Origin of the sequence: Exiguobacterium qingdaonense, from assembly GCF_018617855.1 — a bacterium.
Taxonomy (GTDB): Bacteria; Bacillota; Bacilli; order Exiguobacteriales; family Exiguobacteriaceae; genus Exiguobacterium; species Exiguobacterium qingdaonense.
The window spans coordinates 79057-94030 of sequence record NZ_JACSKY010000006.1 but is presented as its reverse complement, the minus strand read 5'-3'; the positions used below and the strand labels follow the sequence as shown (position 1 = coordinate 94030).

At 48.6% G+C, this 14974-nt stretch carries 14 protein-coding genes; 6 read left to right on the top strand and 8 right to left on the bottom strand.

The window, feature by feature from the left end:
• Nucleotides 1–115: 115 nt before the first annotated feature.
• Nucleotides 116–865 carry a FixH family protein gene (locus KNP00_RS08775; RefSeq protein WP_215144264.1) on the top strand — a complete coding sequence of 250 codons (750 nt, stop codon included), beginning with the start codon at nt 116–118 and terminating at the stop codon, nt 863–865.
• Nucleotides 866–898: 33 nt separating this feature from the next.
• Here KNP00_RS08775 and KNP00_RS08770 read toward each other — a convergent pair whose 3' ends face one another.
• The 5 genes from KNP00_RS08770 to KNP00_RS08750 form a co-directional block, all read right to left on the bottom strand.
• The gene (locus tag KNP00_RS08770) at nt 899–2524 is read right to left on the bottom strand and encodes an ABC-F family ATP-binding cassette domain-containing protein (protein WP_215144262.1); all 1626 of its coding nucleotides are present in this window, start codon (nt 2522–2524) and stop codon (nt 899–901) included.
• Nucleotides 2525–2647: 123 nt separating this feature from the next.
• The gene (locus KNP00_RS08765; protein ID WP_420828315.1) at nt 2648–3097 is read right to left on the bottom strand and encodes an SACOL1771 family peroxiredoxin; all 450 of its coding nucleotides are present in this window, start codon (nt 3095–3097) and stop codon (nt 2648–2650) included.
• Between the two features lie 52 nt (nt 3098–3149).
• Nucleotides 3150–4388, bottom strand: coding sequence for a peptidase T (pepT, locus tag KNP00_RS08760; protein WP_215144252.1), 1239 nt, complete (start codon nt 4386–4388; stop codon nt 3150–3152).
• A gap of 98 nt (nt 4389–4486) precedes the next feature.
• Nucleotides 4487–5161, bottom strand: coding sequence for an LrgB family protein (locus tag KNP00_RS08755; RefSeq protein WP_215144250.1), 675 nt, complete (start codon nt 5159–5161; stop codon nt 4487–4489).
• Entirely contained in the window at nt 5158–5511 is a 354-nt protein-coding gene (locus tag KNP00_RS08750; protein WP_215144248.1) for a CidA/LrgA family protein, read from the bottom strand. Before KNP00_RS08750 ends, KNP00_RS08755 begins: the two co-directional genes overlap by 4 nt.
• Nucleotides 5512–5630: 119 nt before the next feature.
• Between KNP00_RS08750 and KNP00_RS08745 the strand changes: the two genes are divergently transcribed.
• Complete coding sequence (locus KNP00_RS08745) at nt 5631–6116, top strand: P-loop nucleotide/nucleoside kinase family protein (RefSeq protein WP_215144246.1); 486 nt, start codon at nt 5631–5633, stop codon at nt 6114–6116.
• A 39-nt stretch (nt 6117–6155) separates the two neighbouring features.
• Here the strand turns inward: KNP00_RS08745 and KNP00_RS08740 are convergent, their stop codons facing one another.
• On the bottom strand, nt 6156–9308 hold the full coding sequence (locus KNP00_RS08740) for an efflux RND transporter permease subunit (protein ID WP_215144244.1): 3153 nt from the start codon (nt 9306–9308) through the stop codon (nt 6156–6158).
• A 26-nt stretch (nt 9309–9334) separates the two neighbouring features.
• Complete coding sequence (locus KNP00_RS08735; RefSeq protein ID WP_215144242.1) at nt 9335–9901, bottom strand: TetR/AcrR family transcriptional regulator; 567 nt, start codon at nt 9899–9901, stop codon at nt 9335–9337.
• A 221-nt stretch (nt 9902–10122) separates the two neighbouring features.
• Between KNP00_RS08735 and KNP00_RS08730 the strand changes: the two genes are divergently transcribed.
• The 4 genes from KNP00_RS08730 to KNP00_RS08715 all read left to right on the top strand — a co-directional run bounded on the left by KNP00_RS08730 (nt 10123) and on the right by KNP00_RS08715 (nt 14004).
• Nucleotides 10123–11184, top strand: coding sequence for a Fe(3+) ABC transporter substrate-binding protein (locus KNP00_RS08730; RefSeq protein ID WP_215144240.1), 1062 nt, complete (start codon nt 10123–10125; stop codon nt 11182–11184).
• Nucleotides 11185–11317: 133 nt separating this feature from the next.
• Nucleotides 11318–12955 (top strand): ABC transporter permease, encoded by a 1638-nt coding sequence (locus KNP00_RS08725; RefSeq protein WP_215144238.1) that lies wholly within the window; start codon nt 11318–11320, stop codon nt 12953–12955.
• Complete coding sequence (locus tag KNP00_RS08720; RefSeq protein ID WP_215144236.1) at nt 12955–13662, top strand: ABC transporter ATP-binding protein; 708 nt, start codon at nt 12955–12957, stop codon at nt 13660–13662. The genes KNP00_RS08725 and KNP00_RS08720 overlap by 1 nt, the downstream gene beginning before the upstream one ends.
• A 150-nt stretch (nt 13663–13812) precedes the next feature.
• Entirely contained in the window at nt 13813–14004 is a 192-nt protein-coding gene (locus KNP00_RS08715; RefSeq protein ID WP_215144234.1) for a hypothetical protein, read from the top strand.
• Nucleotides 14005–14071: 67 nt separating this feature from the next.
• On the opposite strand, the gene KNP00_RS08710 is transcribed toward KNP00_RS08715, so the two are convergent.
• The gene (locus KNP00_RS08710; protein WP_215144232.1) at nt 14072–14971 is read right to left on the bottom strand and encodes a class F sortase; all 900 of its coding nucleotides are present in this window, start codon (nt 14969–14971) and stop codon (nt 14072–14074) included.
• Nucleotides 14972–14974 lie beyond the last annotated feature (3 nt).

The window sequence follows — 14974 nt, the reverse complement described above, 5'->3', positions numbered from 1 at the left end:
AATTTGTGAGAACGAACCGTGTGAAACCTCACAGAATGCTCACACCATCATTGGAAAAGAGTGGTATCATGAAGAAAGTGTGAAAGATGTAAGCGATTTAAAAGGAGGACTTATGATGAAAAAGGTGATGACACGATTTGGGGTCGTGTTTGGACTAATTGGATTGTTCGTACTCGGTGCGTGCGGTACTGAAAAAGATGAAGAAAGCGCAGCCTTACCGCAATCCATGGAACCGGTAGAGGCCGAGTTGACAGTTGCGGAAACGGCAGAAAAGGGAGAGACGGTACCATTGTCTGTTCGCGTCACGCAAGACGGTCAACCTGTAGATGATGCGGATGAAATCAAGTTCGAAGTGTGGAAGAACGATACGAAGGAAGATAGCGACATGATCAATGCGAAGCTCATAAAAGATGGGACGTATGAAGCAGAGATGACGTTCTCTGAAGAAGCAGTCTACACGGTCCAAGTGCACGTGACAGCTCGTGCTATGCATACGATGCCTACGACGGAGGTGACGGTCGGAAATCCGGAAACAACGTCTGAAGCGAAAGCTGATAGTGACCATCATCACCACCATGGCGCGGATATTACGCTTGACCTGAAAGAGGCGACGACAGGCGAAGACAAACCGATCATGGTGCACGTCATGATGGAAGATGAGATGCTTTCTGGAGCAGAAGTACAACTCGAAATCTTTCAAGATGGGGCAGAGAAACATGAATGGGTGAAGTTAGAGGAAGCAGATGCGGGGATGTATAAAGGTGCACACACATTTACTGAGTCGGGCGCATACAACGTTCAAGTCCATGTTACGAAAGGCCATGACATTCATGAGCACGTGATGGAGACGGTAAACGTTAAATAAAAAAATCGGCTCGCGTTTGAGCCGATTTTTTTATTATGCATTTTGGTAAAGGGATTCAACTTGTTGTTGAAGCGCTTCGTTCTCCAAGTATTCATCGTACGTTGCTTCTTTATCCACGATGCCATTCGGTGTCACTTCGATGATGCGTGTCGCAATCGTCGAGATGAGCTGATGGTCATGTGAGCTAAAGAGGAGCACACCTTTGAATGACTCGAGACCGTTGTTCAGAGCCGTGATCGATTCGAGGTCCAAGTGGTTCGTCGGATCGTCGAGGACGAGCACGTTTGAGTTCGAGAGCATCATTTTCGAGAGCATGCAGCGTACTTTTTCTCCCCCTGAAAGGACAGACGCCTTCTTCATGACTTCTTCGCCTGAGAAGAGCATGCGGCCAAGGAATCCACGAAGGAACGTATCTGACTCATCGGCTGGCGAGAACTGACGCAACCAGTCGAGGATGCTCTTTTCAGAACCCTCGAAATATTCCGAGTTGTCTTTCGGGAAGTATGACTGGGTTGTCGTCACACCCCATTTGACCGATCCTGTGTCTGGTTCCATCTCACCCATGAGAATTTTAAAGAGTGTCGTGATGGCAACATCGGAACGACCGACAAATGCGACTTTGTCCGTCTTGTTGAGTGAGAACGTGACGTTGTCGAGTACTTTTACACCATCGATTGTCTTCGAAACGTTGTCGACGTACAAGACATCGTTCCCGATTTCGCGCTCCATCGTGAATCCGACGAACGGATAACGACGTGATGACGGACGAATGTCGTCGAGTGTGATCTTATCGAGCAACTTCTTACGTGATGTCGCTTGACGCGCTTTCGATGCGTTCGAGCTGAAACGCGCGATAAAGTTTTGAAGCTCTTTTATCTTTTCTTCTTTCTTCTTGTTCTGGTCTGCCGCCATGCGCGTAGCAAGTTGGCTTGACTCATACCAGAAGTCGTAGTTCCCGACATACAATTGGATCTTTCCAAAGTCGAGGTCGGCCATGTGCGTACAAACTTTGTTCAAGAAGTGACGGTCGTGGGAAACAACGATGACCGTGTTTTCAAAGTTGATCAAGAACTCTTCTAACCATTGAATCGCCTTTAGGTCAAGTCCGTTGGTCGGCTCGTCTAAAAGGAGGATATCTGGCTTACCGAAGAGTGCTTGGGCAAGAAGGACTTTGACCTTCTCTCCACCTGTGAGTTCGCTCATTTGTTTTTGGTGGAGCGCTTCTGAGATGCCGAGACCTTGAAGGACCATTGAAGCTTCCGATTCTGCTTCCCAACCGTTCAACTCGGCGAATTCGCCTTCAAGTTCAGCTGCGCGCATCCCATCTTCATCAGAAAAATCTGCTTTCAGGTAGATCGCATCTTTTTCTTTCATGACGTTGTAGAGGCGCTCGTGACCCATGATGACGGTCTCGAGAACCGCGCTATCCTCATACGCGTAGTGGTCCTGTTTGAGGACGGCGAGGCGCTCGCCCGGTGTGATGCTGACATCACCCGTCGTCGTATCTTGCTCACCTGATAAAATCTTTAAGAATGTCGATTTACCGGCACCGTTCGCACCGATCAATCCGTAACAGTTGCCTGGCGTGAACTTGATGTTCACTTCTTCGAACAACTTGCGACCGCCAAATTGTAGGCTGACGTTATTTACTGTAATCATGTATGGTATCCCTCGTTTTTCTGATTAGTTTACGACGTGTATTGTATCACGTTTTTGAAAAACGCGCAGTGTCGTATCCCATCTAACATCATTGTGCGTTCAAAATGAGTCGTCATGATGGCTTCAGTCGACTCTTACAACAGTCGTATCGAGTTCGAACGCCACATTTCCTGCGAGCGCGCGTGAAATCATACATTGATCTTTCGCTTTTTTTGCGATGCGCTCGACCAGCGTGATCTCTCGGTCGGTCATCTCTGCCGGTACCTGAATCGTTGTCGCATAGCGAATCGTCTCATACGTGAAGATGCCGTTCGTCACATCGACGATGCCTTCCGCCTCAATCGTGATGCCACGGTGAGTCAGTTCACTTCGCCCGAGTACGGCCGCGAAGGTGATGATATAACACGTGGCCGCGGCCCCGAGTAGCATCTCATCCGGATTGGTGCCAACTCCGGGACCGTCCATTTCTGGTGGAATTGAAATCTGTGTCTTCAATCGCTCGGCCTCGAGGGTGCCGACGTCATTTCGTCCTCCATTCCAGCCGAGGTTCATGCTAAATGTATGTTTCATCAAAAATCGCCTCCAATGTCTCTAGTGTAAAAGAGAACGATTGGAGGCGCATATGTTATGCTTGTGCACGCTTCGCGAATGTGCGAAGTGTTTCGATAATGACCGTTGTCGCTTTTTCCATGTTGTTTACAGAAATATATTCGAACTTCCCATGATAGTTTTCGCCACCTGTGAAGATGTTCGGTGTCGGAAGACCCATATAAGAAAGTTGCGATCCGTCTGTTCCGCCACGAATCGGTTCGATCTTCGGTTCGATGCCGAGGTCGCGCATGACGTCAGCGACGGTATCGACGATGTGCTTGACCGGTTCGATTTTCTCGGCCATGTTGTAATACTGGTCTTCCATCTTGAGCTCAATCCGCTCTTCCCCGTATTTCTGTCTCCATTCGAGGACAAGTTTCTCCATCAACGCTTTACGCGCTTCGAACTTCTGTTTGTCATGGTCGCGGATAATATATTGAAGCGTCGTCTTCTCCACATCTCCGTTGAAGCCGTTCAAATGGAAGAATCCTTCGTAGTTGCTCGTGCGTTCCGGTGCCTCATCAGCAGGCAACCGGTTCTGGAACGCCATCGCGAGCTTCATCGAGCTGACCATCTTGTTTTTAGCGCTACCGGGGTGTACGTTCGTCCCGTGGAAGGTGACGGTCGCACCGGCCGCGTTAAAGCTCTCATACTGCAACTCTCCGAGCGGACCACCGTCCATCGTGTAAGCGAAATCCGCGTTAAAACGGGCGACATCGAATTTATGTGGACCACGTCCGATTTCCTCATCCGGCGTGAAAGCGATGCGAACCGGTCCGTGTGGAATCTCAGGGTGAGCCAATAAGTATTCAACGGCTGTGACGATTTCGGCAATACCGGCCTTATCGTCCGCACCGAGGAGAGTCGTGCCGTCCGTTGTCATGAGCGTATGCCCGACATACCCGTCTAGTTCCGGGAAGTCTTTTGGTGATAAGACGACATTCAGCGACTCATTCAAGACGATATCGCCACCTTCATAGTGCTCAACGAGTTGAGGCGAGACGTTCGTTCCCGTAAAATCAGTCGCCGTATCGACGTGGGCGAGGAAGCCGATTGTCGGGACGTCATAATCGACGTTACTTGGGAGTGTAGCGAAGAGATAGCCGTATTCGTCGGTCTCGACATCTGTTAGTCCGAGTTCTTTTAATTCTTTCTCCAAATGGCGAATCAAATCCCATTGTTTGGCCGTCGATGGTGTTGTTGTACTCGTGAAGTCAGACTGTGTATCAATCTTTGCGTAAGTCATTAAGCGTTCAATTAATTTTGCTTGCATGGATTGCCCTCCTCTAATAAGTTTCATCTTCATTAGTTTATCACGCGCGCTCGAAGTCGAAACAAAAAAGTCGCGCCCATCAAATGGACGCGATCTGTCTAAAAGAGAAACGGATATAAAATGGGCAAGATAAACGATGTGAAGATTGCGGTCAATCCCATCGCAGCACCGCCTGTCGCACCGGACAACGGATGTTCAGTCGCCGCCTGGGCGGTCCCGATTCCGTGACTGATCGTGCCGAGTGTGAGTCCGCGTGTGAACGGGTCGTCCATACGAATCCATGTCAATAATACCGGTCCGAGCATCGCGCCTAAAATACCGCAGGCAACGGCAATCGAGGCCGCAAGTGTCGCATCCCCTTCTAGCTGTCGAGCCAACTCAAGGGCGATCGGGGACGTAGCAGACTTGACCGATAGTGCAATCAATACATTTTCGGTGAATGAGAACAACTTTCCGAAGAGCACAGCGACAAAGATTGTGGAGAGTGATCCGATGATAATCGCGCCTAACGCTCGCTTCGCCCGAGCGAGTAGTACGGGTAAGTTGCGATAGAGCGGTAACCCTAGGGCCACCGTCGCCGGACCGAGTAAGATCGTGATGATATCGGTGGCCGGCTTGTAGGCATCATAAGATTGTCCCGTTACAAGCAATATTAAAATCAAGAGGGTGGTGCTCAAAAATACAACGTTCGTGAACGGGGAGGACCACTTTATGGAAAGTTTCCGACTGAACGAATACACGAGAATCGTCAATCCGATCCAAAAGTACGTCATGATGCCTCACCTTCTTTCCCGGAAACAAACGCCGTCACGACCATTCCGACCGCCATGCTGACGAGTAACGTGATAAGAAGGGGAATGCCGGCGGCTTTCAAAAGAGCGCCGTATGCCATGAGACCGACGGCGATTGGGATGAAGAAGAAGGCGAGATGCTTCGTCAAATATCCGGCACTGTCTTCAATCCATTCCACGCGAATGACTTTTGTCAGTAACAGGACGAGTAGCAGCACCATACCGATGACGCTACCCGGTACTTTCCAAGAGAACGTCTCAACGATCCAGTTGCCGAGTGTGCTCAACCCGAACAAGAGCGTAAGTCCGATGATCCATTTTAATAATTTCATATACATGACTTCCTTTCACGTCATTCAAAACGTATGAATCTTCTCAAATTCGACGGGATAGGTCAAGAAAAGGGTATGATACGTTTATTCTACTCGATGAAAAGGAGGAAGATAGAGCGATGGAAGAAAAGGGTACACTTTATTTCTTATGTGGGAAAATGGGGGCTGGAAAGTCAACGATGGCTAAACAACTTGCTACTGAACAGCAAGCCCTTCTCTTGTCAGAAGATGAATGGTTATCTACGCTATATCCGGAGGAAATCCATACGTTTGAAGATTATCGGAAACATGCGAATCTTCTTAAGCCACTTATTGAATCTCATGTGAAACAATTGCTAAAACTAGGGGTGAACGTCGTGATGGATTTTCCGGCAAACACGAAGGCGTCTCGCTCTTGGTTTCTCAAACTTGCTCAGGATATTGGCGCAGGTCACTGCTTGATTTACCTCGAGCGAAGTGACGAACAGTGTCTTCGACAGATTCAAAAACGCCGCAGCTTGGAACCGGAACGAGCCGCATTTGACACGGAAGACGTCTTTCATCATGTGACGTCCTTCTTTGAAGAACCGGAGTCTACGGAACACCTACATATCATCAAAATGTAAAACATGCGCCGCGGTTGATCCGCTGCGCATGTTTTTGGTTTACATTTGTTTTTTCTTACGGAATCGTGCGAAGAACTCATAGACGATCGGCACGATGAGCAACGTGAGGAGCGTCGAACTTGTCAGTCCGCCGATCACGGTGACGCCGAGACCTTTCGAGATGAGCGCACCGCCTTCAAGACCGAGTGCGAGTGGTGAGAGTGCACCGATTGTCGCGAGAGCGGTCATTAAGATTGGGCGAAGACGTGTACCTGCCGCCTCAAGCAACGCATCACGTGTCGATAAACCGGCTTCTTCTTTATGAATGACGCGGTCAATCAAGACGATGGCATTCGTGACGACAATCCCGATCAACATGAGTGCCCCGATCAAGGCAGAGACCGAAATCGTTTCACCTGTGATGAGAAGGGCGACGAGTCCCCCGATAATCGCATATGGGAGTGAGAACAACACGACGAATGGCGTGAGTGCCCCACCGAATGTGATGACGAGGACCAAGTAAACGATTGCAACAGCGGCAAGCATCGCGAGACCGAGCTGTGTGAACGATTCTTGAATCTGTTCTGTCACACCGCCGATATCATATGACACGCCGGATGGGAGCTCGATGTCCGATACGCGCTCTTCAATCGCAGCAGATGCCTCTGTTGCTTTATCCGTACTCAGTTCAACGTTCACTTGTGCGAGCAGTTTCCCGTCTCGCTCAACGAGTGTGTCCGGTGTCGTCCCTTCTTCGACTTCAATGAAGTCTGAGATCGGACGTGGACCGAACGGTGTCGTGATCTCTTGAGATTGAAGATCTTCGACACTGTCGTACGTCACTTGCTCGTTCGGAATGATGACGTCTAACTGCTTGTCATCCACCGTTACGCTCGCAAGTGGACTTTCTGGTGCCTGGAACTGACCGATGGCTTGTGCGATTTGACCTGCAGACACACCGGCTTCCGCTGCAGCCTGTTGGTCGACGTTGAACGTGTATTGTACATACGATTCACGCAAGTCAGAAGTCGCTTGACGGACATAGTCCGTTTCTTCTTCGATTGTTTCGATGAACGTCGGCACAATCGCCTCTAAATCTTCAAGCGTGTTGGCATATACGTTATATGTGACACCGCTCGTCGCACCGCCACCTGAGAAGTCTTGTTCTTTCCACTCGCCGTTCGATGCGAGCTCGTTCAATTTCTCGATATCGGCCAATTTCACATCGGCGAAATCTTCCGTATCTTGATCATATTGAACGATGAAAATTCCTTGTTTGTTGTTCCCGGGGTTCAGCGGATTTTCTCCACCGACCGTGAACTGAACGTCGGTTGCGTTCGGTTGTTCTTCCATGAAGTATTCTTCTGCCACTTCCGCTGCGGCAATCGAATCTTCAAGCGTTTGCCCAGGCTCTGGGTCAAACGTGACGAACAGCGTCTTCTCCGAATCTTGGTTCAAGAAGTTGACCCCGATCGCTGGGACGAGGGCAAAACTACCAAGAAGAAGAGCAGTCGCGAGTCCGAAGACGACGAGTTTATGGTTGAGTGACCAGTTCAAGATGCCACGATACCATTCGGCGAGCTTCCCTGGGCCTTCTTCCGGCTTTAACTTGTCTCGATTTTTAAAGAACGAGTCGGCCATCATCGGGACGACCGTAATCGCCACGAGCAACGAAGCGAGAAGGGCGAAGACGACGGTCAATGCGAATGGTAAGAACAACTCGCCGACGAATCCTGTGACAAATCCGAGTGGCAAGAAGACCGCAATCGTGACGATTGTCGACGAAGCGATTGGAATGAACACTTCTTTCGTTGAAGCGATAATCAATTCTTTTCCGCGAAGTTTTTCATTCTTCCGTGTGAGACGACGGTAAATGTTTTCAATGACGACAATCGAGTCATCAACGACACGTCCGATGGCGACGGTCATCGCACCGAGTGTCATGATGTTCAATGTGATATCCAATTGCTTCAACACAATCAGTGCCATGAGAAGCGATAACGGAATCGAGATGACGGCGATGATTGTCGAGCGGAAGTTTCGCAAGAACACCAAGATGATCAAGATGGCGAATAAACCACCGAGCAATGCTTTCGACAACATCGTCTCGACAGATTCTTCAATCGGTTGACCTTGGTCGAGCGTGATTGAAACGTTTGCTGTGTCGTACTCTGCCTCGAAGTCGTTCAGCACTTCTTTGACGGCGTTGACCACATCGACCGTGTTCGCATCTTGCGTTTTCGTTACTTGTACGCCGATTGAACGTTCTCCGTTTGAACGAGAAATCGATTCTTCAATCCCTCGGTCTTCGATGGTCGCAAGCTCACTTAACGCGACAGTCGGGACCGTTGTCGGGACGTTCGGCGGTAACGCTGAAGGTGTCTCCGATGGGATCTCTGTCGGTACATCTGGCGTTTGACCGGGTGGCAATTCCGTCGGGGCAGACGGGGTTCCTGGTGCTGCCTGGGCTGGTGAGTACGGGATTTGAAGGTCACGGAACGCTTCGAGTGTCTCAGACTTTCCGTCGATGACGACTGCCTGCTCCGTGTCACCTAATTCATACAATCCGAGTGCGATGCGGGCATCGTTCGCTCGAATCAACTGCTTGACCGTATCTTCCGTCAAATTGTATTCAGCGAGCGCGTCTTGGTCGAACTGAAGCTCGACTCGACGAATCTCCTGTCCCGCAATCTGGACGGTTTGCGCACCCTCTACGCCTTCAAGGGCAGGCTGCACTTCTTCTTCGACGAGTTTTGTCAATTCAGCCAAATCTAAACTTTCATCAGCAATCGCGGCTCCGATTACGGGGAAAGCGTCAAAGCTGAGACGCGATACTTGAGGTTCTTGAGCTGATTCTGGTAATTCGACGTTACTTAACGCATCTTTAACTTGCTGCTCGGCTTCATCCATGTCTGTACTGAAATCGTAATCGATTTGGATGTTTGAAGCGTTTTGGAATGATGAAGAGCGAACTTGCTCGACACCGTTTAAACTTTGTAGTCGGTCTTCTAAGACGGTACTTACTTCTTCGAGCACTTGTTCAGGTGATGCACCGGGATAAATCGTCGTGACAGAGACGGTCGGTGTCGTGATGTCCGGTAACGTCTCGAGTTTCATCGTCAGACCGGCAAAGAGACCTGCGGCCGTCAAAATGAGCGTCATCAACCAGACGGCGAACTTGTTGTTGACCGAAAAGGACGTAATTTTCTGCATAAATTCGTAATCTCCTCTAGTGTTTTTTATGATTGGCGATCAATGTCGTGTGCCCGTTCAATGAGCCGAGCGATGACGGCTTGTTTCAGTTCGACTGGTGGAACCCCGACCTCGAAATGTTCTGACATCATCATGCCTTCGAGTGCATAACGAATAATCATCGTCTCGACCGGGTCGGCAGTTTTTTGAAACTGTTCAAAGAACGTATCCAAGTCGTGTTTCCATCGATTGGCGTACTCTTGGTCGACAGCGAACAGAGTGAGAAATGCAATCATTTTCTCGACATCAATTTGAATGGTGGCACGTTCAGGATGCAAATTCGTCTCGTCGAATAGACGGACGAACGCCTCGACAGGGCCATACCCCTCTCGCTGTAGGGAAGCGTACAAATCGTTTTGCTCTTGTTGCAATCGTTCTACAATAGCAGTCAATAAAGCTTCTTTTGAAGCGTAGTGATACAAAAGACCACCTTTTGATATTCCTGCTACTTTGGCCACCTCATCTAATGTGAGGTGATGAATGCCTTGGTTCATGATGATATCCGTTGCCGCATCCAATAATTTTTGCTTCGTGATGTTCGATCGGTTTGACATGACTTCACCTCTTTTGTACCGACCAGACGGTTTGTGTTCAATATATCGTTCCTATTGATTTGAAGTCAAGAAATGATGACGTCAAAACTGTCACAAATCATGTATTCAAAGTGACAACGATTACAGAAAATCCTTGACGTGAGAATGATTATCAGTAATGATAGGTATTGAGAGTAATTATCATTACCAAGAAAAATGATTGAAACGTGGGGGAATGACAGATGAACAAAAAATATGCAGCGCTTGGGATTTCAGCAGCGTTAACGACATCACTCCTTGCCGCTTGTGCAAGCACGGACGAGACAACTTCAAATGAAGGTTCAGACGATTCGAACGTCGTGAATGTTTATTCGAGTCGCCACTACGATGTCGATCAACAACTATATAAGCAGTTTGAGGAAGAAACAGGTATCAAAGTCAACGTCGTGGAAGGAAAAAGTGACGAGCTTCTCGAGCGTTTGAGCACTGAAGGAGAGAACACGGAAGCAGACCTCTTCATCACAGCGGATGCTGGGAATTTGTATCAAGCAAAAGAAGCGGGTCATCTTCAAGCGGTCGATAGCGACAAGCTTGAATCAAATATTCCTGCCAAGTACCGCGATACGGATAACGAGTGGTTCGGCTTGACGAAACGTGCGCGTGTGATCGTCTACTCAAAAGATCGTGTACAACCTGAAGACTTGTCGACGTATGAAGCGTTGACAGAAGAACAGTGGAACGGAAAAGTACTCGTCCGTCCATCTGAAAACATGTACAACATCTCACTTCTCGCATCATTCATCGAAGTGAACGGTGTCGATGAAGCGAAAGAGTGGGCGAAAGGTCTAGTGAATAACATGGCGCGTGACCCACAAGGGAACGACCGTGACCAAGCAAGGGCTGTCGTTGCCGGCGAAGGAGACGTGGCCATCATGAACACGTACTATATGGGGCTCATGTTAAATTCTGAAGATGAAGAAGAGAAAAAAGTAGCTGAACAGCTCGGTGTCTTCTTCCCGAACCAAGACACGACCGGTACACACGTGAACATTTCTGGAATCGCGATGACGAAAGCATCGAAACATACAGAAAACGCTCAGAAATTGATGGAGTTCATGTCAGAACCTGAAGCACAAGAAAAGTTTGCCGGTGTGAACTATGAGTACCCTGTCAATGAGTCGGTTGAACCGAACGAACTTCTCCAATCATGGGGCGAGTTCAAAGAGCAAGACATCAACCTCTCTGTACTTGGAGAAAATCAACAAGAAGCCATTCGAATCTTTAATGAATCGGGTTGGAAGTAAGATGACTTCGGCTTGAACGAGAGTTCAAGCCGGAGATTTTTGCGTTTCTCACACCCTAGACGCTACACGGTACGCGTAGAAACTGATATGATGGGACAGGAATTGATTGTTTATAGAACGGGAGCGGTACGACATGAACTGGCACGCGGTAAAACGACAATTGAATGGATGGGCGATCCTCAGCTTTCTTGCGATTTTATTGATCGTCTTGCCGGGAATTGTCGTGCTCATCGAACTATTCGCGCCGGTCAATGACAACTGGCAGCACATCCAAGAGTATTTGTTGCCCCGTTACGTGCGGAATACGTTGTTCATCATGTTGGCTACCGGTGTATTGACGACGGTGATTGGAACGAGCCTCGCCTGGTTCGTGACCGTCTATGATTTCCCGTTCCGTCGCTTTTTTAAATGGGCACTCATCTTGCCACTCGCGATTCCCCCCTATATCGGGGCATATACGTATCACGGCATTTTAAATTACACCGGGGTGATTCAAACGACGCTACGAAACCAGTTCGAAATCACCGTCGATCAGTCATACTTCAACATCATGTCGATTCAAGGAACGGTGTTTATTTTCACATTGTTCCTCTACCCATACATCTATACGATTACACGGGCGTTCCTGCATAACCAATCGTCTTCGATGATTGAGAACGCACGAATTCTCGGTCGTGGTTCGTGGGATATTTTCTTCACGGTTGTCATCCCGATTTCTCGAGTGGCAATCATCGGTGGAGTCAGTCTCGTCCTAATGGAAGTGCTCAACGACTATGGGGTTGTGAAATACTTTGGAATTCAAACGTTCAGTACGGCCATTTTCAGTACATGGTTTGGAATGAAGGATACCTCATCAGCGTTGAAGCTTGCGGGTACACTCATGATTCTCGTCATCGCGATTTTGATGATGGAGCGTCTCGTCCGAGGACGAAAACAGTTCAGTTATGCTTCGACGAAAGTGAAACCGCTCAAACCGAGGCCGCTTCATGGCTGGCACCGTTACGCAGTATTCGCCTACGTCTCAATCGTCTTCGCTATCGCATTCGTCATCCCGTTCACACAGTTGACGGCATGGACGTTCCTGACGTTCGATACGGTATTTACGGCAGCGTTCTGGCAACTCGTTTGGAATACAGTACGGGTCGCCTTTATTGCGACGATGATCATCTTGCTTTTCGCGCTCATCATCGCGAACTATACACGACTCTTCCCGTCGAACATGACGCGTGTCATCTCCAAAGTGACGACACTCGGATATTCAATCCCGGGAGCGGCCATCGCGATTGCGGTCATCACCCTCTTCCTGTGGCTCGATGATCAAGTACTCAGTTTGGCACGCCTATTCGACCTGAGTCAGACGTTCGTATTTCGAACGACGCTCATCATGCTCATTTTCGCTTACGTGATCCGTTTCCTCGCAATCGGATATAATTCCATTGAGAGCGGGTTCGAGAAGGTCGGGAAGTCGTTCACCGAAGCATCCCGTATGCTCGGCTGGAACACCGTCCAAACCTTTCTTCGTGTCGATATCCCGATGATCAAAGGCGCCATCATGAGCGCGTTCATCCTCGTCTTTATTGACATTATGAAAGAGTTGCCATTGACGCTCTTTTTACAACCGTTTAACTTTTCGACGCTTGCGACACAAGCGTTTAAATATGTGAGTGATGAGAAGATTCATGAAGCGGCGCTCGCTTCGATTGTCATCGTGCTCATGAGTGGTCTGTTGATTTTCGTTTCCCATAAGGTGCTTGATAAGGAGGCCGACTAATGTTTGTTCAAATCAATGATTTACATTTCAGCTATAAAGGTGCGCATGAAGAGACAATCAAAGGGTTTTCCCTATCGATCACAAAAGGCGAAATCATCTCGCTTCTTGGGGACAGCGGGTCGGGGAAAAGTACGATTCTCCGCTTGATTGCGGGACTCGAGATGCCAAATCAGGGCGTCGTCGTCGTGAACGACTGCGTCTGCTGTGATGATTGCCAGTTCATGCCACCAGAAGATCGCGGTGTCGGGATGGTCTTTCAGGACTATGCGCTCTTCCCGCACATGACCGTCGAAAAGAACATTCGGTTTGGCCTTCATAAACTTGGTCGCAAGGAACGAAACGCACGTGTTGAAGAGATGCTTGCCCTCGTCAACTTGACGGAGTTCCGTCATCGTTATCCTTATGAGCTCAGTGGGGGACAACAACAGCGTGTCGCGCTCGCTCGTGCGCTCGCACCGAAACCGGCGCTCTTGATTTTAGACGAACCGTTCAGTAACCTCGACACGTCACTTCAACACCGGATTCGTGACGATTTGCGCCGTCTCTTGAAACAGACGGGCACGACGACGATTTTCGTGACACACGACGAGGAAGATGCCGAGGCACTCGCCGACCGCATCGTCTACCTCGGAGAAGGCAAAATTAAAAAGCAGGTCATGACGGAGAACAACAAGACGTTCAACCCGCAGATCCCTTGCTTCGTATAAGTTCCGCGCACTCATTGATAAAATGGGTGCGTTTTTTTCACATAATATATAGCAGTTCAAGATATTTAATTCATAAATATTTTTCAAATGATTAGAAATGGTTTCATCCGATAAACATGGGAAATATTTAAACTAAAGGAGGAGAGTGAAATGAAAAATAAGCGGGTGCTCAGTGGGGCCGTCATCATTGCGATTCTTGCTATTGTTGCATACGTTCTTGACGATTATTTTTATTACTCGGATATGAGGATGGCAGAGATTTTTGTGTACCCAATTGCGCTGTTACTCATCATTCTTATTTTTTTGACAGTCATTTTACCGCCACTCAGGAAAGCGCGATAACACACTTTCAAAAGACGAGTATTCCTCTATATGAGAGAAGTACTCGTCTTTTTCTTAAACGGATGATTTAATTCGTTGTTTGCGACGGTTTCGACTCATTTCCAAGCTGGTCAATCGCAGTCACGTAGTAGGATGCATCGTTCTCATTTGTGACTTCGATACTTTTTCGTGCATGGGATGGGACACTTTCGATGTGAGTCGCTTTTCCGTCGACGACTTCATAGACTCGATATCCGATCACGCTCTCTTGACGAACGGCGTGCCATGTCAATAAGTTTCCTTTCAGCTCGACTGCCGTCGGTGTCTCGAGATCGACAGTTTCGTTCAATTCGGTATCCACCAGCTCTGTATAGACGACGAATCGTTCATCATAGCCCCCGTCCCCGAACGTACCCGAACAGGTGATCAAATTTAAGTTCCGATTTGATGTGGCACCGAAAATCTCTTCAATTGGCGCGGTTTTCGTATCATATCGTTCTGTTTTTGTGACGCGGAACCGGAGTGTGTTACCCGCTTCATCTCGAATCAGAACGTCATCGCCTTTTGTCAGTTGGTCGAGTTGATAAAAGATGGCCGGGCCGGTCTTACTATCCACATGACCGGCAATGACAGCATTTCCTTTGCTACCGGGTGTGACGCCGGGTTCGAACCACCCGACCTGGTTCTCATCCTTTGGCACGCCCATCTGTCCATTCTCGAGTACCCCGACTTGCTCGACGGCGGTGTCGACATCGATTTTAGGGATCTGAATTTGAACAGGTGTGACGGCCTTGGCGTTTTCTTCTTCCTCGGCTAATCGCAACTTCTTCACCTCTTCCTGTAGAAGTGAGAATTCAGCCGTTAAATCCGGGCTCTCCTCTATTTGTTTTTCTTCTACAGGTGGTGACGACGATTCTTGGGCGCTCGTCCACGTCCAGAAGCTAAAACAAAAGAGAGAGAGCGCCAGAAACAAATGGCGCTTGTTCATGGG

What these genes read in the sequence shown, in the direction of transcription:
- KNP00_RS08770 (WP_215144262.1), bottom strand. Translation starts at nt 2,524, where the DNA reads ATGATTACAGTAAATAACGTCAGCCTACAATTTGGCGGTCGCAAGTTG.
- KNP00_RS08740 (WP_215144244.1), bottom strand. Translation starts at nt 9,308, where the DNA reads ATGCAGAAAATTACGTCCTTTTCGGTCAACAACAAGTTCGCCGTCTGG.
- KNP00_RS08710 (WP_215144232.1), bottom strand. Translation starts at nt 14,971, where the DNA reads ATGAACAAGCGCCATTTGTTTCTGGCGCTCTCTCTCTTTTGTTTTAGC.
- KNP00_RS08725 (WP_215144238.1), top strand. Translation starts at nt 11,318, where the DNA reads ATGAACTGGCACGCGGTAAAACGACAATTGAATGGATGGGCGATCCTC.
- KNP00_RS08730 (WP_215144240.1), top strand. Translation starts at nt 10,123, where the DNA reads ATGAACAAAAAATATGCAGCGCTTGGGATTTCAGCAGCGTTAACGACA.
- KNP00_RS08735 (WP_215144242.1), bottom strand. Translation starts at nt 9,901, where the DNA reads ATGTCAAACCGATCGAACATCACGAAGCAAAAATTATTGGATGCGGCA.
- KNP00_RS08775 (WP_215144264.1), top strand. Translation starts at nt 116, where the DNA reads ATGAAAAAGGTGATGACACGATTTGGGGTCGTGTTTGGACTAATTGGA.
- KNP00_RS08715 (WP_215144234.1), top strand. Translation starts at nt 13,813, where the DNA reads ATGAAAAATAAGCGGGTGCTCAGTGGGGCCGTCATCATTGCGATTCTT.
- pepT (WP_215144252.1), bottom strand. Translation starts at nt 4,388, where the DNA reads ATGCAAGCAAAATTAATTGAACGCTTAATGACTTACGCAAAGATTGAT.
- KNP00_RS08720 (WP_215144236.1), top strand. Translation starts at nt 12,955, where the DNA reads ATGTTTGTTCAAATCAATGATTTACATTTCAGCTATAAAGGTGCGCAT.
- KNP00_RS08750 (WP_215144248.1), bottom strand. Translation starts at nt 5,511, where the DNA reads ATGAAATTATTAAAATGGATCATCGGACTTACGCTCTTGTTCGGGTTG.
- KNP00_RS08755 (WP_215144250.1), bottom strand. Translation starts at nt 5,161, where the DNA reads ATGACGTACTTTTGGATCGGATTGACGATTCTCGTGTATTCGTTCAGT.
- KNP00_RS08745 (WP_215144246.1), top strand. Translation starts at nt 5,631, where the DNA reads ATGGAAGAAAAGGGTACACTTTATTTCTTATGTGGGAAAATGGGGGCT.